At 39.2% G+C, this 18,882-nt stretch carries 21 protein-coding genes; 13 read left to right on the top strand and 8 right to left on the bottom strand.

The genetic code is table 11. The features are described 5' to 3' along the window. Nucleotides 1-19: 19 nt before the first annotated feature. Nucleotides 20-496 carry a hypothetical protein gene (locus tag ASG46_RS08880; RefSeq protein ID WP_017360036.1) on the bottom strand — a complete coding sequence of 159 codons (477 nt, stop codon included), beginning with the start codon at nt 494-496 and terminating at the stop codon, nt 20-22. Nucleotides 497-666: 170 nt separating this feature from the next. Between ASG46_RS08880 and ASG46_RS08885 the strand changes: the two genes are divergently transcribed. From ASG46_RS08885 to ASG46_RS08910, 6 genes are all read left to right on the top strand, one after another. Next, nucleotides 667-897: a DUF1146 family protein gene (locus ASG46_RS08885; protein WP_025208130.1), complete on the top strand. Its 231-nt coding sequence runs from the start codon at nt 667-669 to the stop codon at nt 895-897. 128 nt (nt 898-1,025) lie between these two features. Beyond that, nucleotides 1,026-1,760 (top strand): YwmB family TATA-box binding protein, encoded by a 735-nt coding sequence (locus ASG46_RS08890; protein ID WP_035389789.1) that lies wholly within the window; start codon nt 1,026-1,028, stop codon nt 1,758-1,760. Nucleotides 1,761-1,792: 32 nt separating this feature from the next. Further along, nucleotides 1,793-3,100 carry a UDP-N-acetylglucosamine 1-carboxyvinyltransferase gene (gene murA / locus ASG46_RS08895; RefSeq protein WP_007497616.1) on the top strand — a complete coding sequence of 436 codons (1,308 nt, stop codon included), beginning with the start codon at nt 1,793-1,795 and terminating at the stop codon, nt 3,098-3,100. A 256-nt stretch (nt 3,101-3,356) separates the two neighbouring features. Next, a complete protein-coding gene (gene spoIID, locus ASG46_RS08900; RefSeq protein ID WP_008343381.1) occupies nt 3,357-4,379 on the top strand; it encodes a stage II sporulation protein D in 1,023 nt (340 codons plus the stop codon). A 324-nt stretch (nt 4,380-4,703) separates the two neighbouring features. Continuing rightward, nucleotides 4,704-5,402: a VWA domain-containing protein gene (locus ASG46_RS08905; protein WP_008343379.1), complete on the top strand. Its 699-nt coding sequence runs from the start codon at nt 4,704-4,706 to the stop codon at nt 5,400-5,402. A gap of 81 nt (nt 5,403-5,483) precedes the next feature. Continuing rightward, on the top strand, nt 5,484-6,158 hold the full coding sequence (locus ASG46_RS08910; RefSeq protein ID WP_025208129.1) for a VWA domain-containing protein: 675 nt from the start codon (nt 5,484-5,486) through the stop codon (nt 6,156-6,158). A 61-nt stretch (nt 6,159-6,219) separates the two neighbouring features. On the opposite strand, the gene ASG46_RS08915 is transcribed toward ASG46_RS08910, so the two are convergent. Beyond that, nucleotides 6,220-8,568: an FdhF/YdeP family oxidoreductase gene (locus tag ASG46_RS08915; RefSeq protein ID WP_056704215.1), complete on the bottom strand. Its 2,349-nt coding sequence runs from the start codon at nt 8,566-8,568 to the stop codon at nt 6,220-6,222. 82 nt (nt 8,569-8,650) lie between these two features. Continuing rightward, nucleotides 8,651-9,916 carry an L-lactate MFS transporter gene (locus ASG46_RS08920; protein WP_025208127.1) on the bottom strand — a complete coding sequence of 422 codons (1,266 nt, stop codon included), beginning with the start codon at nt 9,914-9,916 and terminating at the stop codon, nt 8,651-8,653. A gap of 134 nt (nt 9,917-10,050) precedes the next feature. On the opposite strand from ASG46_RS08920, the gene fdhD reads away from it, so the two are divergent. Further along, nucleotides 10,051-10,839, top strand: a complete 789-nt coding sequence (gene fdhD, locus ASG46_RS08925) for a formate dehydrogenase accessory sulfurtransferase FdhD (RefSeq protein WP_056704216.1) — start codon at nt 10,051-10,053, stop codon at nt 10,837-10,839. 10 nt (nt 10,840-10,849) lie between these two features. Continuing rightward, on the top strand, nt 10,850-11,857 hold the full coding sequence (gene moaA, locus ASG46_RS08930; protein ID WP_056704217.1) for a GTP 3',8-cyclase MoaA: 1,008 nt from the start codon (nt 10,850-10,852) through the stop codon (nt 11,855-11,857). A 254-nt stretch (nt 11,858-12,111) separates the two neighbouring features. Here the strand turns inward: moaA and rpsN are convergent, their stop codons facing one another. The 4 genes from rpsN to ASG46_RS08950 all read right to left on the bottom strand — a co-directional run bounded on the left by rpsN (nt 12,112) and on the right by ASG46_RS08950 (nt 14,387). Further along, nucleotides 12,112-12,381 carry a 30S ribosomal protein S14 gene (gene rpsN / locus ASG46_RS08935; RefSeq protein WP_008343369.1) on the bottom strand — a complete coding sequence of 90 codons (270 nt, stop codon included), beginning with the start codon at nt 12,379-12,381 and terminating at the stop codon, nt 12,112-12,114. A gap of 16 nt (nt 12,382-12,397) precedes the next feature. Beyond that, nucleotides 12,398-13,594, bottom strand: coding sequence for a GTP-binding protein (locus tag ASG46_RS08940; RefSeq protein WP_056704218.1), 1,197 nt, complete (start codon nt 13,592-13,594; stop codon nt 12,398-12,400). 80 nt (nt 13,595-13,674) lie between these two features. Beyond that, nucleotides 13,675-13,824: a 50S ribosomal protein L33 gene (rpmG, locus tag ASG46_RS08945; protein WP_003214771.1), complete on the bottom strand. Its 150-nt coding sequence runs from the start codon at nt 13,822-13,824 to the stop codon at nt 13,675-13,677. A gap of 140 nt (nt 13,825-13,964) precedes the next feature. After that, nucleotides 13,965-14,387 carry a DUF5362 family protein gene (locus ASG46_RS08950; protein ID WP_056704219.1) on the bottom strand — a complete coding sequence of 141 codons (423 nt, stop codon included), beginning with the start codon at nt 14,385-14,387 and terminating at the stop codon, nt 13,965-13,967. A gap of 288 nt (nt 14,388-14,675) precedes the next feature. Here ASG46_RS08950 and ASG46_RS20485 point away from each other — a divergent pair, with 288 nt between their 5' ends. Both ASG46_RS20485 and ASG46_RS08955 read left to right on the top strand, forming a co-directional pair. Next, the gene (locus ASG46_RS20485) at nt 14,676-14,870 is read left to right on the top strand and encodes a hypothetical protein (RefSeq protein WP_072367358.1); all 195 of its coding nucleotides are present in this window, start codon (nt 14,676-14,678) and stop codon (nt 14,868-14,870) included. A 33-nt stretch (nt 14,871-14,903) separates the two neighbouring features. Further along, entirely contained in the window at nt 14,904-15,302 is a 399-nt protein-coding gene (locus ASG46_RS08955; RefSeq protein WP_056704221.1) for a hypothetical protein, read from the top strand. A gap of 48 nt (nt 15,303-15,350) precedes the next feature. Here the strand turns inward: ASG46_RS08955 and ASG46_RS08960 are convergent, their stop codons facing one another. Next, nucleotides 15,351-15,860: a hypothetical protein gene (locus ASG46_RS08960; RefSeq protein ID WP_056704223.1), complete on the bottom strand. Its 510-nt coding sequence runs from the start codon at nt 15,858-15,860 to the stop codon at nt 15,351-15,353. 98 nt (nt 15,861-15,958) lie between these two features. Between ASG46_RS08960 and ASG46_RS08965 the strand changes: the two genes are divergently transcribed. The 3 genes from ASG46_RS08965 to ASG46_RS08975 are packed head-to-tail and all read left to right on the top strand — an operon-like array spanning nt 15,959 to nt 18,856. Then, nucleotides 15,959-17,758 (top strand): ABC transporter ATP-binding protein, encoded by a 1,800-nt coding sequence (locus ASG46_RS08965; RefSeq protein WP_056704225.1) that lies wholly within the window; start codon nt 15,959-15,961, stop codon nt 17,756-17,758. Nucleotide 17,759: 1 nt separating this feature from the next. After that, the gene (locus ASG46_RS08970; protein ID WP_056704227.1) at nt 17,760-18,329 is read left to right on the top strand and encodes a MauE/DoxX family redox-associated membrane protein; all 570 of its coding nucleotides are present in this window, start codon (nt 17,760-17,762) and stop codon (nt 18,327-18,329) included. Continuing rightward, nucleotides 18,326-18,856, top strand: coding sequence for a TlpA family protein disulfide reductase (locus ASG46_RS08975; protein WP_039165310.1), 531 nt, complete (start codon nt 18,326-18,328; stop codon nt 18,854-18,856). Before ASG46_RS08970 ends, ASG46_RS08975 begins: the two co-directional genes overlap by 4 nt. The last annotated feature ends 26 nt before the right edge of the window (nt 18,857-18,882 follow it).

Here is an 18,882-nt window from a genome sequence, read left to right on the forward strand (position 1 = left end):
GTGATAAGAAGGATTTTTTTTAGGATGACATGAGAGATTGATACATCGACACATACGGATGAGATGCTTGCTTTTCTAGATATAACTGCTCGCAAAATTGCGTACTGCAATGCCATGTTTTATTGTTTCGGCGCAAGCCAAGGGTATATTGATGCGAAGAGTCCATATAAGGCCGCACGACCCAATCAGCATCTGAATGATGCTTGATGACAACCTCTCCCATGTACACACTCAACATCGCTTCCAATGCATCAATAGGCATTTTCCACTCAGCAAAAAGCTGCTGACGGAAGGCATCGAAGTATAATGACTCTAACTGATAAAGGCTTTCCTCTGAGTAATCCAAAGAAATGTTATGAAAATGACACAATTGTGCTAATTCTTCTAGCTGTGTCTGTCTATAATCAAAGTAGAAAGCAATGGCTTCCCATTCATGTTCAAATGAGGGAACCAGTTCTCCGTACAAATCAACAAAGTCAGGAAAAGAATCTTTCAAATATGATCAGCTCCTTCCACCGCAGTATATCATCTCCTTCGCATCAGAATAAGAGGGGATTCACTCTAAATGTAGCTCTTTTTTCCAAATGATTCATCTTTCCGATTTTGGAGGATATAATGAAAGGGAGTTTTCCTTTACAGAAATCAATAAAAGGAGGATTCAAGTGTATGGAAGACGTAGGACAACAAGCAATTGTCAGTATTGTGATCCACCTATTTTTTATTGCCATTACGTGGTGGGCATTGCTTGCGGTGAATATTGATCCACTGATTAAAAAAGGAAAAATTATTCAAGCTAGATTGCTCATGATGCTGATCACGATTGCTATTGCATCGGCAGTCAGCAATTTCTTCCTTGATTATTTAAATTTCTCCAGACAAATCCCTTATATGTTTTAACATAAAAGGTTTGGTCACTGCCTTCTGCGGGAACGTAAAAAGAAGTGTCAAAAATATGGCCTTTGATGACTTTTCCACGTATGCATTGATCTCCTTGCGGCAACACTTGTAGCAAGGGGGAATGACAAGTGAGAAAGTGTTTAAAAGGTTGGCCATTATTTGCATTTATTCTTTTTTTTGTTCTGATGATTCAAGGTGTTCGGGCGGAAGAAACATCCACGCTCGCCCAAATAGCAGAAGGTATGAAAAACCAGCAAATCGAAGTAAGTGGATGGACGCTTCATGCCAAAACAAATATAGACATTTCATCCGAACAATTTTCAAAAAAAGTGAAACGTTTGAAAGACGAACTACGACAGTATGAGTGGACCGAAAAAAAAGAGAAACATGTCACCAAAGTCACAGGAATTTACAAAGATGAAAAAAATGATACATTATCGAAAATTTTACTCGTGAAGACCGACACAAAATCAAACCAAAAGTCGTATTTATTATATGAGCAAAAAGGTGCTCGCCCACTGAATACCTGGGAGCATACATATGATCAGTTCGTACGTCATGCAAAAAGCATATTACAAGAAAAATTTGTGATTTTTACTTGTCTCGATGGTCATGTAAATGGTATGATGGATGTTGTTTTGCAAAAAAAAGCTGAAATGATAGCAAATGAATTTCAAGCAAAACCTGTTGAGTATCTCGTTGAGTCTAATTTTGTGTCGCTTTCCGCTTACACAGAGAAGTGGGAACAGTTCATTATGACTTCAAATGATAAAATGAATGTTCAAATTGCCATCAGAAGTTCGGAAATGAACGAAAATCATACGATTACGGTTGGCACACCAATCGTAACGACTGAATATTAATATAGAGAATTTGGGACGCGGAGGGGAAGACCTTGGAAAAAATCATCGTCCGCGGCGGTCAAAAGTTAAACGGCACAGTTAAAGTAGAAGGCGCAAAAAATGCCGTTTTACCAGTTATCGCTGCATCTTTGTTAGCAAGTACAGAAAAAAGCGTAATTTGTGATGTACCTACGCTCTCCGATGTATATACAATCAATGAAGTGTTACGTCATTTAGGAGCAGAAGTACATTTTGAAAATAACGAAGTATCAGTAGATGCATCTCATGCACTAGAAACTGAGGCTCCGTTTGAGTACGTCCGTAAAATGAGAGCATCTGTGCTCGTCATGGGACCACTTTTAGCTAGAACAGGTCATGCAAGAGTTGCATTACCTGGTGGTTGTGCGATTGGTTCAAGACCAATTGATCAGCATTTAAAAGGCTTTGAAGCAATGGGAGCTAAAATTCAAGTAGGTAATGGTTTCATCGAGGCTGAAGTAAATGGCCGTTTAAAAGGTGCAAAAATCTATTTGGATTTCCCAAGTGTAGGGGCAACTGAAAACATCATCATGGCAGCAGCATTGGCTGAGGGAACGACGATTTTAGAAAACGTAGCAAAAGAACCTGAAATTGTTGATTTGGCAAACTACATCAATGCCATGGGCGGTAAGGTTCGCGGTGCTGGAACTGGTACAATCAAAATCGAAGGTGTAGAAACACTTCACGGTGCAAAACACAACATCATCCCTGACCGAATTGAAGCTGGTACGTTTATGGTGGCAGCAGCCATTACTGAAGGAAATGTTCTTGTAAAAGGCGCTGTGCCTGAGCACATGACTTCACTTGTGGCGAAAATGGAAGAAATGGGTATTCAGATCATTGAAGAAGAAGAAGGTTTAAGAGTCATTGGACCATCTGAGCTCAAGCCAATCGATCTAAAAACAATGCCGCATCCTGGTTTCCCAACGGATATGCAATCTCAGATGATGGCGCTATTGCTTCGTGCGAACGGAACAAGCATGATCACAGAAACTGTGTTTGAAAATCGTTTTATGCATGCTGAAGAATTCCGCCGCATGAATGGCGATATTAAAATTGAGGGTCGCTCTGTGATAATCAATGGACCTGTTCAACTTCAAGGTGCTGAAGTGGCAGCGACTGATTTAAGAGCAGGAGCAGCACTTGTACTTGCTGGATTAGTGGCAGAAGGTCATACACGTGTCACTGAATTGAAGCATATTGACCGTGGATATGTGAACTTCCACCAAAAACTAGCAGCAATCGGTGCAGACATTGAAAGAGTAAATGATGAATCAGCAGATGTGACACAAGAACAAGTTGTATCAGATCTAAACGCATAATCATAAAAGAAATCAGTGTGTCCATTTGGGCATGCTGATTTTTTTTAGAATCATAGACTGGTTGCATTTTCAAAAGCTTATCATTAGTGTATCCAATCGTTTTAAATTTTATTCATACAGACGAACAGTAAATCAAATGATGAAGAGCACAAACATATCAGCAAAAGACTTGTCCAATGAATGAAAGAAGCTGTCATATTAGCTTGTCCTTGCCCATAGGATAAAAGAGATTCAATGACAAATGGGGGCAGCCAATATGAAACCAATGATATGGACAATCGCAGGAATTTGCATCATCATTTTAATGATTCCAACCTTACTCGTGTTGCCGACGTTCCAAGGAAAACCAGCAGCCAGCCAACACGTAGCAGCAGAACCATCAGTTAAAAAAGAAGTGAAAGGTTCAGTCAAATTGAAACAATCACCCGTCTCCATTCCCGTCTACCGTTCAGCGCATCAGCAGGTAGAAAACATCCCCTTAGAAGAGTATGTGATCGGTGTCGTCGCTTCTGAAATGCCAGCCGATTTTGAAATAGAGGCGCTCAAGGCACAGGCACTCGCCGCTAGAACGTATATCGTCAGACAAATGATCATTGATAAAACCGTCAAATCTCCACAGGGTTCTCTTGTAGATGACACCCAAATGTTCCAAGTGTACAAAAATAAACAGGAACTGAAGAAAATTTGGGGAAAAGCGTACAATTGGAAATTAAAAAAGGTCACAGAAGCGGTCGCCAGTACACAAGGGAAAGTACTGACGTATGACGAAAAACCAATTGATGCTTCCTTCTTTTCAACAAGTAATGGGAAAACCGAAAATGCAGAAGCTTATTGGAAAAATGAAATCCCTTATTTGAAAAGCGTCTCAAGCAAATGGGACGAAAAATCACCCAAATTCCAAAACAAGAAAACCATCACAGTGAGCGAATTTCAGCAAAAACTGGGTGTGACCCTTGGCCAGCAGCAGGTGGGAGAAATTGTAGAACGAACACCAGGCAATCAAGTAGCCAAAGCCGTCATTAACGGAAAAACATTGTCGGGCAGAGACATTCGCGAATCACTAGGATTGCACTCGGCAGACTTTACATGGGAACGAAAGGGTCAGCAAATCGTGATTACGACAAAAGGGTATGGCCATGGTGTGGGCATGAGTCAGTATGGTGCACATTATATGGCACAGTCAGGCAAAAAAGTAGAGGCGATCGTGAAACATTATTATCAAGGGATAAAAATTGAATCAGCTGATCGCTTTCTGAACACATATATGGCTAAGAAATAAAAGCAAAGGTGCCTCAAAATGGGGGCATCTTTTTTTATGTGTGAAGAGGTTTGAACAGAATGTGACAAATTGCGACTTAAGGCGCACCTCAGGAAATCTTAAACATTTACATCCCGACAAGAACCGATGGCCGATACAAAGCCCCTCGAAAGAATGAGAAAACGAGGGTGACAAAAGAGTCGTTAGGTGAATATATCTAGACATCTGACAGAATTTTAGTGATTTTGATGAAAGAGAAAAAGGGATCGAGTCCTATACCATTCCAAGACAGAATATTTTACGATTAAGATGTTTCAATCAAATACATAAGGAGGAAGGAAAAGCATGTTGAAAAAAGTATTTACACTCGTAACCTTAGCTGTATTGACATTATCAATGTCAATCTCTTCACCAGTATTTGCAGAAGCAGCATCAGCCAAAAAACATAAGAAAGATGTAAGAGTGACGATCTTACTTGATGCAAGTGGAAGTATGGCAAGAAAAGTGGATGGAGAGCGCAAATTCGATTTAGCAAAACAAGAGGTATTTAAATTTGCTCAGTCTCTTCCGAAAGATGCTAAAATCCGTATGAGTTTGTTTGGGTCTGAAGGAAACAACAAAAACTCAGGTAAAGCTCAATCATGTGAAGTCATTAGAGGCGTTTATGGCGTTCAGCCTTATGAAAAGGATAGTTTCGAAAACTCTCTAAACGGTCTTGGACCAAATGGCTGGACACCGATTGCACGTGCTCTTGAAAGTGCAAAGCAAGCGGATAAGCAGCTTCATAAGGGAACAAAACACATTGTGTACTTAATTACTGATGGTGAAGAAACTTGTGGTGGAGATCCAGTGAAAGTAGCGAAAGAGCTTCATAACTCAAAGGGATCTACTGTAGTCAATGTGATTGGATTAGACTTTAACGATGGCTATGAAGGTCAATTGAAGCAAGTAGCTAAAGCTGGTAAAGGTCATTACTACCAAGCAAGCACTGGGAAAGAAATGGGTTCTATCCTTACAGCAGAATCATTAAAACTACACGAATAACTTGCTGAAGAAAAGGGAAACGATTGATTGATGCTTTCGTTTCTCTTTTTCTGTACAAATGAAAAAAAGGGAGATTTTTTAATGAAAAGAAATATTATATTAACCATTTTAGCGAGTCTTGTTCTGCTTCTTTCTTCACCAGCTCATGCTGTAACGAAAAAGGAGCCTGCTCATGTGGTGATTTTACTTGATTTAAGCGGAAGCATGGCACAATCGGTTGAAGGCGAAAAGAAAATCGATATCGCAAAACGCTCGATCCAAAGTTTCGCAAGTATTTTATCAGAAGATACACAAGTCTTGCTTCGTGTTTTTGGTCATGAAGGAACGAATAAAAATGCAGGAAAAGCCGTTTCTTGTGCAAGTTCCGAAGCAGTTTATGGATTTGGAACATATGAGCAAGCAACCTTTCAACAAGCGCTAAATGTGTATGGTCCAACAGGATGGACACCACTTGCCAAAGCATTAACTGATACGAAACAAGATTTTGAAGATCACCAAGCTAAAGGAAAAAATATTGTCTATGTTGTCAGCGATGGTGAGGAAACATGTGGCGGAAGCCCATCACAAGCAGCGAAGCAATTACATGAAGAAGGTATTGACACAATCGTCAATATCATTGGCTTCGATGTAAATGAAAAAGAAGCAAAAAGTCTAAAATCTGTTGCCAAAGCTGGTGGTGGACAATATCAACCAGCAGCAAATGCAGAAGAATTGAATCATATTCTTCAAAAAGAAGCGAACTCTTTTGGTCAATAGGATGTGAATAGACAGCTGGGGAGAAACCCCCAGCTGTTTTTTCATTAAGGATCAATAAGGATCAATTTAAAGTCGTTTCCAATTCATCAATCCGTTTCTCCACGTAGTGCTGATCTTTTCTTGCATGGAAGGTTTCGGCTTTTTCTAATATCGCGGTGGTATTGTATTCTGGAATCTGGGAATAGCTTTCGTAAACCCCTTTTGGTATTAACACGTTTCCTTCAGGCCAATAAACTGCGATATTTCCACGTTTCAGCTCTCCGAATTGAGCAACTCCTTGGTAGGATCCATATTGATTAAAAAGGACAACGGGATCGCCTTCTTGGACGTAAAGCTCTTTCGCATCTTCTTCATTCATCAAGATAGAATGCCGCTTTCCACCATTAAAGGCATCCTTTTCACTGTAAATCATAGAGTTGAATTGCTTGCCTCGTCTTGTCGTGATATTGAAATGCCCCTCAGTTTTTCGGTATTGAGGCAGCTGTGCTGGGAGCAGGTGTCCTTTTCCATCCGGTGTTGGACACACCCCATCTTCGCAAAGCCATGCGCCACCCCATTGAAAGACATCCCCTTTATGACGCAAATGCTGGATCCCATCATAGTTCCGATTTGCGATGGCAATCTCACGGCGAATGTCTTCAGCATGGTCAAAATGAATCAGCTTCGCGTCTTCTGGGCGAACTCTTTTTGCTAGGTCAATATAAATGTCCCATTCAGCTCTGGCTTCTTCAATGCGAGGTCCTTCAATTTCCGGACTGAAATACACCATGCGTTCCGTACTGGTTGATGTACCGCCGCCTGGCTGTTCATATCTTGTCATTGCAGGCAGAACAATCACAGTCTCTTCTGCTTCTATCAGTGTAGAGGTGTTCAAAATAATATCTTGATGGACACGGAGTTCAAGTTCGGATAGTGCTTTTTCAATCGCTTCAGGATTTGGCATCGTTTCTAAAAAGTTTCCACCGCTAGTAAACAGCATCTTCAGCTTTTGCGGGTGTTCTTTTGGAAGAGCCATTTTTTCAAATGATTGCCCAATCGTGTCTCCATGCCATTTTGGAATATCAAATCCCCATATCTTCTCGATTCTTTTAATATTCTCTTCATCAAAATCACTGCCGGGCAATACGAATGGATCGGCACCCATTTCGCCTGAACCTTGGACACCGCTATGGCCACGAATAGGCATAACGCCACAATGTTTTCTGCCAATAAATCCGCGTAACATGGCAAGGTTTGCGACTTGTGATATATTATCAGTGGCAAAGCGATGCTGAGTGAGACCCATACTCCAAATAAACACGCCTGAATTGGCATTGGCAAGCAGTACAGCGAATTCCTTCATTCTTTCTTTAGATAAGCCTGACGATGCTTCGAGATCCGACCATTTTAACTGAGTGACATGCTGCTTTACATCTTTTATGCCGGTTGTATGCGCTTGGATAAATTCATGATCAAGAGCGGAATGGGGCGCTTGCTCCTCCATATCAAACCAATGTTTGATGACACCATTCATAAACGCAATATCGCCGCCTATATTGACTTGATAAAAATCATCCGCTATTTTTGTGCCGAATAAAGCACTTTCTGGAATAGAAGGGACCCAATATTTTTCCATTGCAGGCTCTTTATATGGATTGATGACAATGATTTTGGTTCCTTTCTTTTTAGCGGCGTACATATATTTAGTCGAAACCGGCTGGTTGTTTGCTGCAACAGAGCCCCAAAATATCAATACATCTGTTCCAATCCAATCACTGTAATTACAGCTGGATGCACCTATACCAAGGGAGCGTTTTAGAGCGGTTTTGCTTGGTGAATGGCAAATACGAGAAGCATTATCGATATGATTTGTTCCAATAAATCGCGCAGCTTTCGCCGCAGTATAGTACACTTCATTTGTAATCCCTCTAGCCGTTAAATAGAAAGCAAGCTGACGTTTATCAATTGATTTGATTTTAGCGGCGATTTGATCTAATGCATTATCCCAAGAAATGCGTGTAAAAGCATTCTCACCTTTTTTTCGAATCAGGGGATAAGGAATACGCCCAAGTTTTCGAAGAGACGTGCTATCCATTTGTTTGAGCCGCTCAATATCTTCGAACCATTTTGGGTCAATAGCTGGCATTGTGTTAAGCCGTAGCACATTCAGTCTTGTAGTGCATATATGGGGTCCTGCTAGTGTTTGATCGTATAAACCTGATACACCAAGAGCACAGCCGTCACAAACTCCCTGAGTCAATATACGGTACGCATAAGGGAGATTATCTTTGTTCTCCCATGCCACTTTCATCGTGTCTCGAATGTGTTTCGGTTTTACTTTTCCGAGCCCCATAGGAGCAAAAGAGGCCCATAGCTTTGGTGAGGGTTTTTTGTTGAGTTTAATAGGCCCCTTGTGTTTTGTTTTTCCCATGATATCGTCACCCTCCTATCATTTTGTAAAGCGTTTTCATATCTAAAAATTACCTGTAGATTGTCATTCTGTCAAATTCATATTAAGAGCGGACCGTGACAGAAGAAGGAGCAGTAAGATTTGATTCACGAAGTTGTTTAATATCCTTCCGAATGAGAAGAGATATGATAAACGCAATGAAAAATAGGCCAGAGAAGACCATGAGACTTTGTGTGTAATTGCCTGTAATGTCACGAATAAAGGAGGAAAATAAAGGTCCTGCTAAACCAGCAGCGGCCCAAGCGGTGAGAATATAACCGTGTATGGCACCTAGCTGCTTCGTACCAAATAAATCTCCGATATAGGCTGGAATTGAAGCAAACCCTCCTCCGTAGCACGTATAAATGATCGCCATCACGATTGAAAAGATGAGCGGTTCTTTTAAGTAGGGAAGTAAGGGAAAAGCAATGAGCTGTATAGTGAAGAAAATCGTATACGTATTTGGCCTTCCGATATAATCAGAGAAGGATGCCCATCCGATCCGTCCTAGCCCATTAAAAGCACCTAAAATTCCAACAAGAGTAGCTGCTGCACCGGCCGTGAAACCAACACTTTCTTGAGCAAGCGGTGATGCTACAGAAATAATAGCAATTCCGCATGTGATATTAATAAAGAGCATGACCCACAAATAATAAAAACGCCGTGTTTTAATGGCTTCATTTGCGGTGAGCTGTGATAAATCTTGAGGAATTTTCCTTTGGCTTGTTTTTAGCACGTTAAATTGTTTGACATCATCAGGTGTTGGTGGTGATAAATAAAGAGATGAAACGACCATGATGATAAAATAAGAGATTCCGAGAATATAGAAGGTATTTGCAATATCAACTTTTTCAATGAGAAATTGAATAATGGGACTGCAAATCAGAGAAGCAAATCCAAAACCCATAATGGCTAAACCCGTTGCGAGTCCTCTTCGATCTGGAAACCATTTGACTAATGTTGATACTGGAGCAATATAGCCTACACCTAATCCGATTCCAGCGAGTACACCATAAAATAAATAGAGGAGAGGTAATGAAGACATGTGGACAGCAAACCCTGATCCAGTCATCCCAATGCCGAAGAAAATAGCTGAGAAGAGCCCTGATGCCCTCGGCCCATACTTTTCAACGAAATGCCCCATGAAGGCAGCTGATAAACCTAAAAATAAAATAGCAATGCTAAATGTCAGGCTTATTTCTGTTAATGACCATTGAAAGGTTTGATGTAAAGGATTCGTAAAAACACTCCATGCATAAACAGATCCGATAGATAAATGAATCCCCACAGCACTTGTAGCGATCAGCCAACGATTTTTTGTTTTATTCATTGTGTTCCCTCCATATAAAGCAAACAAAAAGTTTGATAAGATAGAAATATGTTACATTTTTATGACTTTTTAAAATAATATCACAATTCGTCTGGTTCATATAACTAAATTTGTGTTGAAAGGAAGATCAGATCATGAATCCTTCTGTTAAAACGAAACGGCGCATACACCAATATCGCAAAGGTCAAATGACATGTAAAACAGATGAAGTTGTAGAAGAATTCCCTTTAACCGTGCTGGTGAATGGTGAAGAGTTTGTCACACTCGTTTGTTCACCGGATCATTTGAAAGAATTGGTGATCGGTTTTTTAGCTTCAGAAGGAGTCATTCGATTTGAAAAAGAGATTAAAAGGTTTACAATAGATGAAAGTATGGGTTTTGCATATGTTGACTTACATCACTCAACACATTTCCAATCCTCAGATTTTACAAAACGAGTGATCGGATCTTGCTGTGGGAAAGGAAGACATTTTTATTTTCTCCAAGATGTGAAGACGGCAAAAACAGCCATTGACCGAATCAGTATTTCTGCTGAAACTTGTATTCATTTAATGAAATGTTTACAGGAGGAAAGTCAGTTATTTCAACATACTGGTGGTGTCCATAATGCTGGACTGTGTGATACAGAAAAGCTATTCATCACTAGGACGGATATAGGACGGCATAATGCGTTGGATAAAATCTATGGATATTGTTTACTTCATAAAATCCCACTGAGAGATAAAATCCTTGTATTTAGCGGCCGGATATCATCTGAAGTTCTGTTGAAGGCAGCAAAATTAGGAGTATCAATCGTCATATCAAAATCAGCTCCTACTGAGTTAGCACTTAAAATGGCAGAAGAATTAAATATAACAACAGTTGGATTCGTAAGAGGAGAATCTTTTAATATCTATACTCATCATCAGCGTATTACAGAATAGGAGGCTAAGTATGGTCAGTATTTTGGATAAAAGACATCGACCATTGCGCGATTTAAGAATATCCGTAACAGATCGCTGTAATTTTAGATGTACGTACTGTATGCCTGCTGAAATCTTTGGACCAGATTATCCTTTTTTAGATAAAGAAGAGCTACTTAGCTTCGAGGAAATTGAACGACTTGCTGCGCTTTTTGCAAAGGAATTAGGTGTGGTGAAATTACGTATTACGGGCGGTGAACCTTTAATGCGTAAAGATTTGCCCGTTTTGATAGAAAAACTCGCAAAAATTCCAGGTATTGAAGACATCGCGATGACAACCAATGGAACGCTGTTACCTTTGTACGCAGATAAGCTAAAGAAAGCAGGTCTGAATAGAGTCACTATTAGTTTAGATTCTTTAAATCCAGATCGTTTTAAGCAGATGAATGGAAGACACATTTCTATCCAAAAAGTATTTGATGGGATAGAGGCTGCAAAAAAAGCTGGACTTGCTATTAAGATCAATATGGTTGTCCAAAAAGGTGTGAATGATCAAGATATCTTACCAATGGCAGCCTATTTTAAAAAAGAAGGACACATTCTACGATTTATTGAATTCATGGATGTTGGCAATACGAACAAATGGAATCTCAAGCATGTATTGACGAAAAAAGAGATTATGGAGCTAATTCATTCAAAATACCCTATCAAACCAGAACCCCCTCGATATCAAGGGGAAGTAGCCAAGCGTTATTTTTATGAGGATGGGTCAGGAGAGATTGGTATTATTTCTTCCGTTTCAGATGCTTTTTGTGGATCGTGTAATAGAGCTAGACTATCTGCACGTGGCGAATTATTCACCTGTCTTTTTGCATCATCGGGTTTTGATCTGAGACGATACATCCGTAATTCAGAAAATGATGAATATCTAGTGAACATATTGAAGGAACTTTGGTCAAACAGACAGGATCAATATTCAGCTGAGAGAGAGCAAAAGAAAGATCAGAAAAAAGTTGAGATGTCCTACATCGGCGGGTAATGACAACAAAGTATCATGATCATCGATTTTTGAAAAGAAGAGAAAATGCTATAATCACTGTTGAAAATCTTCTTTTAACATCAAGACAATCTTTCCTATAAGCTCGGCCCTATAAAAAAACAGCAGAGATTCTGCTGTTTTTTTAAAATGCTATTTTGTACCTCAAAATTGACGGACTAAGGATGAAAAAGAGATTTTTATTCATTTTGTCCTGCTTTACATTGACAGGAACTATGCTAAGATCAAATCAATCTTTACCAACTCGATTTTTTCACTCCTGGAATCTGTCCTTTATAGGCAAGCTCACGAAAAGCAATTCGAGACATTTTAAATTTTCTCAAGTAACCTCTAGGACGGCCAGTTAATTCACAGCGGTTTTTTAAGCGAGTGGGTGAAGAGTCTCTAGGTAGTTTCTGCAAAGCTTCATAGTCACCTTTTTCTTTTAGCTCTTTCCTTAATTGTGCATATTTCAAAACGAGCTGCTGCCGCTTTTTTTCTTTTGCTATTTTTGATTTCTTTGCCATTTAAAACCCTCCTGGTTTAAGTGTGTATGTTCCATTGAAAGGGGTCTTCAAACGTTGTCCAATCTTGATTAAATTCTTCAGGTGTAAGCAAGCATTGATCTAGTGTACGAATAATTTCTGCTTTAGGTAAATCTACACCGATAAAGACAAGTTTTGTATGTCGATCACCAAACTCTGCATCCCACTCATCTAGAATGTCTGGTTCCTGATTTAAGATCCGTGATCGTTCTTGCTCAGGCAAGGCAGCAATCCAGTATGCGATTGGTTCAATTGCCACAGATTTTCCGGCTTGTGAAATTAAAATGGTTAAATCATGATGTGTCGCTAGCCATGTAAATCCTTTCGCTCGAACGATTTGCTCTGGCATTTGATCTAACCATGCATTCAGTCTGCCAGTATGAAAAGGAAGCCTTCTTTCATAAACAAAAGATGAGATTTGGTATTCTTCTGTTTCAGGCGTATGCTGAGAGTGTCCAGCATTGATTTCTTTGATCCAGCCCGCAGAAGCACTAGATTTTTCAAAATCGAATAAACCAGTATTCAAAATATCACTAGGCTGTACATTACCTTTAGAGGTTCTAATAATGGTTGCTTCTGGTTGAAGTTTGGTTAACACGTGCTCAAGCCGATCTAGTTCTGATGCTGATACAAGATCACATTTGTTGATAATGAGCACATCACAAAATTCAATTTGATCAATAAGTAAATCGGAAATCTCTCGTTCATCATCATCTGAAACTGCTTCTTTACGATCCAATAAACTTTCTCCTGACTGGAAATCTGTCCAGAAACGGTTTGCATCTACCACCGTTACCATCGTGTCTAATCTGCAAAAACGTGTCAAATCTATGCCCATTTCTTCATCAATGTAAGAGAAAGTTTGAGCGACAGGAATTGGTTCACTAATACCTGTAGATTCAATGACAATATAATCGATATTCCCAGCCTTACAAAGGCGTTCTACTTCAATTAATAAATCTTCTCTCAATGTGCAACAAATACAACCATTAGATAGTTCAACCAGTTTCTCATCTGATCGAGAGAGTTCGCCGCCTTGCTTAACTAATTCCGCATCAATGTTTATTTCACTCATGTCATTGACAATAACAGCTACTTTTAGCCCTTTACGATTCTGAAGAACATGATTTAATATCGTGGTTTTTCCAGCTCCTAAAAAGCCGCTTAGAACTGTGACAGGTATTCTTTTATCCATTTGTTTTAGTCCTTTTGAACATGCTCATTTTGTATGCCGCCTCACTTATATAGTAATGATTACGATTTAGATCTTAAAAATTATTTTGTTTCCCGATGAAGGGTGTATTTCTTTAATCGTGGAGAATATTTTTTTAACTCCAATCGGTCTGGATTCGTTCGTTTATTTTTTGTAGTGATATAGTTTCTGTCACCTGTTTCAGTACAGGCTAAGGTGATTTTCACGCGCATAATTGCTATAATCCTCCTTTATTTCGTAATGATTACGATTTGTATTTTAAAATGATAAAGGCTGATTGTCAAGTTTAGTATCAAGTCTATGCCAACTCAAATAAAAAAGGGGTATCGTATTTCATTGATACCCCTTTCTATTAATAAAAGTCACCAAGTTCTTCTTCGTAATAATCTTCGTACTGTTGGACATCGGTAGGGAGTTCTTGGAGGAAGGCTAGCCCGCCTAGTATAAACATCAAAACGATCGCGATGAATGAGAGAATAACGGCGGCAATACTTGAAATCGCAAACAGTGTTTGCATTTTCATCATCTTAGCATATTGTTCCAATAATTCTTCGTAAGAAGTATCAGGCGCTTGAATCAATTGTTCAGCTGCTTTCACGGATTTTTGGGCATGAATTCCCATCATAATCAGAAAAACGCCAATGGCAGCAGGAAGAACAAGCCAAAACCCACTGAGGATGGATAGACCACCTGAAATATAGAGAAAGATGCTCCCAACCTTTCCCCACTTTGTTATTGAATGAAGAGATTGAATGATTTTCTCAGTTTGTTGCAATTGTGTTCACTCCTTTATGTATTCACTCTATATCATACTTGAGCAAGTAGTACTTTAGGAAGAGTGAATTGACCTTTTTTCTATCTTTTATTTACTTTTTATGGATAAATAAATTATTTTTGAATAAGAAAAAAGTAGCAATTACTACAATTCCAATCGATAAATTTTGTCATAAATAAGAAAAGTAGTTTGAAGTAATTAGAAAAATTATCAAAATATGTTGTTAGTTGTCTATCGATTGGTTATTATTGTATTGTATTACCATAAAAATTGGAAGGTGGAATTCATATGTTAGATCGAATTTTAAACAAAATGACCAATGTTCAACCTGCAGCTGCTAGATGTATTTTGCAAAGATTGGTCACTTCTTGCCAATCAGCACCAACTTGTTTCCTTCAAGGCGTTGGAACTTTCCGTTACTATGTGGATCGTGACACAGGTGAGATTTGTACTAGCCAAGAACGCGTTAAATGTGGCTGCTAAATCTAAGTATCTTATTTATTAGGGTGTGAACGCATGAGCATAACTCCAATTTCATTAGTAACAAATGCTATGCAGACGTCAAATAAGCGTCAAGCTGGCCATACATCAAATTCTTTTTTGACTCAAGCAGCGCAAATTGTTCAAGGCGACCATTCTCCAGAAGAGAGAAAGGCGTTATTTCAACAACTGACTTTAGTTCAGCAAGGAAAAGATTTAGAGCTTCATGTTTCTAAATTAAAGGAACTAGAGAAAGAGGTTCAAAAAGAGGTGTCTTCTTCTGTTACTGTGAATCAGCACGGTGATCAAGTTGACATTTCAAATGAAGCTCGCAGTGAGTTTGAACAAGCTGAGGAAGAAACATCCGCTTCAAGCGAAGCTAATGAAATCGCTGCAGAGGAAAAAGGGAAGGATGTTCAGCCAAATTCACAATAATAAAAAATGAGGCATGTGTTTGATGCTCTTCACATGCCTCATTTATCTTTAGTTTGCAGCTAGTCTTGAATAAAGACCGTCTGGAAAAGGTGCTGCATATGAGATGGTATCATTCTCTTCTACCATGATGTAGAACGGAAACTCCTGAATTTGGAATGCGTTTATCAATTGTTCGTCTACCGGAATAATTCGCAAGTTTGTTTCGTGATCACGATATAATTCTTGGTCCTTTTTTTGCCCGTTTTTCAACAAAATACTCAATGAAACGTTTAGTTTACGCTGCTTTTTTGTTTCTAGGAATTGTTCGAGTGATGGAATGCAGTGCGGACATGCTGTGTCAGTGAAGATCAGTAATTGTTGTGTACGATTTGTTTGCAGCAGATCATTCATGTGAATGGGTGATGGCTGTTCGAGAAGTGGATGCGCAAGTTTCTGCCCCACGTGTTCTATAGGTAAGATGATAAGCTGCATCTGTTGTTTTAAATAGATGATAATTCCAGCCGTTAATAGAAGACTGCAAATCATAAGAGCGAGCTGTAAAAGAAAAATTGAATTCATCGTATATCGTCCTCTCAAAGTGAAGTTACGCAAAGCTATCATATTACAAATATCAAAAATATGTCAATTATACTAAATGGTGTAAGGTGGAGCATCTCATGAGTACAGTGAACCATTGTTTATATGCAATCTCCTATACTTGGAAAAAAAGTCGTTCTTATCTTCTTTTAACTTTGTTCATTCAAGTGATCGTTGGTTTTATGCCTTTGGCTAGTGTCTGGATTATTCAAACTTTGATTAATGAAATTATTTTATTTATGACGTCTTCAGGTGACATCCAAAAGGTTTTGTGGTTATTTGGACTGCAAATGGTCATTGTGATTTTAGGATATGGGCTTCAATTCATTCTTCAGCTTAGTCAACAGAAAGCAACAAATCTGATTGGTCTGCATTTGAAAGGTGAATTGCTTCAAAAAGCGATAAGACTGCCGTTTATTACGTTTGAGCACCCGTCCTTTTACAATGAAAGTCAACGTGTGATGAACAGTCATCAGCATGTTCTCAGTATGGTGAGAAGTATTTTTACAATGATGAGCGCGTTGATTACTGTTGTATCACTTCTTATTTATATGATCGGTATTCATTGGGGCTTAGCGGTCATATTGTTCTTGTTTACCTTGCCTGTATTATGGATTGAACTTTTCTTTGGAGGCGCACGTTATCGATTAAATCGTTTGTTAACGGCTAATGATCGAAGAGAAATGTATGTATCTGATCTCGTCGCGCAACGAGATTCTTTAAAGGAAGTTCGTTTATATGGAATTGGGGATTATCTTCTTCAAAAGTGGAGAGGTCACTACATTAAAAGTGCAGATGAAAAATATAATTTGCTGAAACGCCAAGTGCGCTGGGAGATGGCAGGCGGGTTGCTTATGACATTGGCCTATGTGTGCTGTGGTTTATTGATTGTCTTTCTTATTTTTCAAAAAAAATTAGCAGCGGGTACGTTTGTTGCAGTGCTGCAAGCTGTACAAAACATTCAAAGTGGGTTTCAAGATTTAACGAGGGAATGTTCTAGTTTATATGAAACAAGCCTATATATTGATGAAATGAGAGCTTTTCAAAAGAGAGAAGAGGAAATGCATGAACAGACGGAAGAGGCAGAGTCGCTTCAGGGAATTGAGCATATCCAGTCCATTACATTAGACAATCTCTCTTTTACTTATCCGAATATGAAAAAACCAGCGATTGAGCATATTCATTTTCATATGAATAAAGGTGAACGAATTGCATTAGTAGGAGATAATGGGTCCGGTAAAACCACTTTAATCAAATGTTTAACCGGCTTATATGATCCAGATCAACAGAATATGCACAAAGTCAATGGAGAGGATATTTCCACCATCCATAAAAAGACCTATCATGCGAGAATGGCTGTTCTTTTTCAAGATTTTATGAAGTACGAATTCACTGTGAGAGAAAACATAGGGTTTGGCCGTATTGATGATATAGAAGAGGAAGAGCGGTTGATTTCAGCCGCCCGCCAAGCAGGTATAGAGAAAAGAATTAATCAAATGGAAGACACATATGATGCGCAGCTAGGTCGCTTTTTTGAAGAGGGACATGAATTGTCTGGCGGACAATGGCAAAAGCTTGCGATGGCGAGAACCTTCTTTAGAGAAAGTGATTTTATTATTTTAGATGAACCGACCTCTGCTCTCGATCCGCTGTCGGAGATCTCGCTCATTCGAAAGTTATTCGATCATACGCAGGATCAAGGGGTTTTGTTTATTACACATCGTATGGGAGCGGCCCGCTTAGCAGACCGTATCATCGTCATGAAAGATGGTGCTTTCATTGAAGAGGGCAACCATGATGAACTGATGGCGTTGCACGGAGAGTACAGAAGGCTTTACGAGGCACAATCTCAACTATTTCAACAAAAGGAGATGGTGTAAGGTGAGTGTCTTTTATTTCATAGGCGTCTATTTACTAGGAATCATTTTTGCGGGTGCATGGCTCGATAAAGCAAGGAAACAGAAGGCACATGTCCAGCAGATCAATGCTTATTGGTTGTTGCCGCCTTCTTTTGCGGCACCTATGTTTTATTTATTTTTGTTGATTGAATTGGTTTGTACGGTTCATTTGTTTATATGGAACATGTCTGTCCTGCCTGCAATTGGCCTTACAGCCCTGTTATGTATTTATACTGGAGCGGTTACGTTCAATTTAATTAGGGGGCATCGTGATATTTCGTGCGGTTGTGGAGGGTTACTGGAAAACGATCGCCTGCATTGGGGGATTGTGATTCGCAATCTGCTTATGCTTACTCTTGTGGCAGGGTTATTTTATGTACATCCTAGTGTTGAAATGATTTCATTGCGGTTGAAAATGATTTGTTTTCTCATTGCAGCGGCTGTCTGTTTGATCATAGCGGTCAGCCAAGAAATTGTGCTATTGAAGCGAAAGTGGATCGACTCATTCCAGATTGCAGATGAATCAATTATAGAAGGAGATAAAATGAAATGACAGATATTTTATTAATCATTGTGTTATTAATTGTCATTGCCCAGCTGGCTGTCGTGTTTTTGCTTGCCCGTTTTATCGGGAGATTTATGAATAAAATAAAGTCCCTTGATGGAATTGAATTGAAGGAAGCGGATATTGGTGACCCGGCTCCGTTATTTCGCAGTTATTCGCATGTAGGTGAAAAGGTGATCTTGAAGGAGTATTTGCAAAATGGGCGAGCTGTGATGCTGTTATTTGTGAATTCTACTTGTATGACTTGTAAAAGTATTTTGTCTGATTTGCAGCCTCAAACTTCACATGATGATGCTCATGTGATTGTTATAAATGGAGATGAACAAGCCGATGATGCCTCGCTTCTTCAATTGCTGCCGGAGCAAGCTGTTTATATGCGCTCATCACAAATTATGGAGTTGTATGGAGTAACAGTTGTTCCGCAAGCGCTTCTGATTGATGAACATGGTATCATTCTGAAAAGAAAATCGCTTCAAAATGCGAAGCAATTTGAGCAGTTGGTGCATGCTTCATAAAAAAGCGTCTCTTTCTTCAAGAGACG

This window comes from Bacillus sp. Leaf49, from assembly GCF_001426125.1.
Taxonomy (GTDB): Bacteria; Bacillota; Bacilli; order Bacillales; family Bacillaceae; genus Bacillus; species Bacillus altitudinis.

Bases quoted from the DNA above. Each gene is read 5' to 3' on its own strand.
- ASG46_RS08940 (WP_056704218.1), bottom strand. From the start codon at position 13,594: ATGGATAAAAGAATACCTGTCACAGTTCTAAGCGGCTTTTTAGGAGCT.
- rpmG (WP_003214771.1), bottom strand. From the start codon at position 13,824: ATGCGCGTGAAAATCACCTTAGCCTGTACTGAAACAGGTGACAGAAAC.
- ASG46_RS08975 (WP_039165310.1), top strand. From the start codon at position 18,326: ATGACAGATATTTTATTAATCATTGTGTTATTAATTGTCATTGCCCAG.
- spoIID (WP_008343381.1), top strand. From the start codon at position 3,357: ATGAAACCAATGATATGGACAATCGCAGGAATTTGCATCATCATTTTA.
- ASG46_RS08965 (WP_056704225.1), top strand. From the start codon at position 15,959: ATGAGTACAGTGAACCATTGTTTATATGCAATCTCCTATACTTGGAAA.
- ASG46_RS08885 (WP_025208130.1), top strand. From the start codon at position 667: ATGGAAGACGTAGGACAACAAGCAATTGTCAGTATTGTGATCCACCTA.
- ASG46_RS08915 (WP_056704215.1), bottom strand. From the start codon at position 8,568: ATGGGAAAAACAAAACACAAGGGGCCTATTAAACTCAACAAAAAACCC.
- ASG46_RS08920 (WP_025208127.1), bottom strand. From the start codon at position 9,916: ATGAATAAAACAAAAAATCGTTGGCTGATCGCTACAAGTGCTGTGGGG.
- rpsN (WP_008343369.1), bottom strand. From the start codon at position 12,381: ATGGCAAAGAAATCAAAAATAGCAAAAGAAAAAAAGCGGCAGCAGCTC.
- fdhD (WP_056704216.1), top strand. From the start codon at position 10,051: ATGAATCCTTCTGTTAAAACGAAACGGCGCATACACCAATATCGCAAA.
- ASG46_RS08960 (WP_056704223.1), bottom strand. From the start codon at position 15,860: ATGAATTCAATTTTTCTTTTACAGCTCGCTCTTATGATTTGCAGTCTT.
- ASG46_RS08905 (WP_008343379.1), top strand. From the start codon at position 4,704: ATGTTGAAAAAAGTATTTACACTCGTAACCTTAGCTGTATTGACATTA.
- moaA (WP_056704217.1), top strand. From the start codon at position 10,850: ATGGTCAGTATTTTGGATAAAAGACATCGACCATTGCGCGATTTAAGA.
- ASG46_RS08910 (WP_025208129.1), top strand. From the start codon at position 5,484: ATGAAAAGAAATATTATATTAACCATTTTAGCGAGTCTTGTTCTGCTT.
- ASG46_RS08955 (WP_056704221.1), top strand. From the start codon at position 14,904: ATGAGCATAACTCCAATTTCATTAGTAACAAATGCTATGCAGACGTCA.
- ASG46_RS20485 (WP_072367358.1), top strand. From the start codon at position 14,676: ATGTTAGATCGAATTTTAAACAAAATGACCAATGTTCAACCTGCAGCT.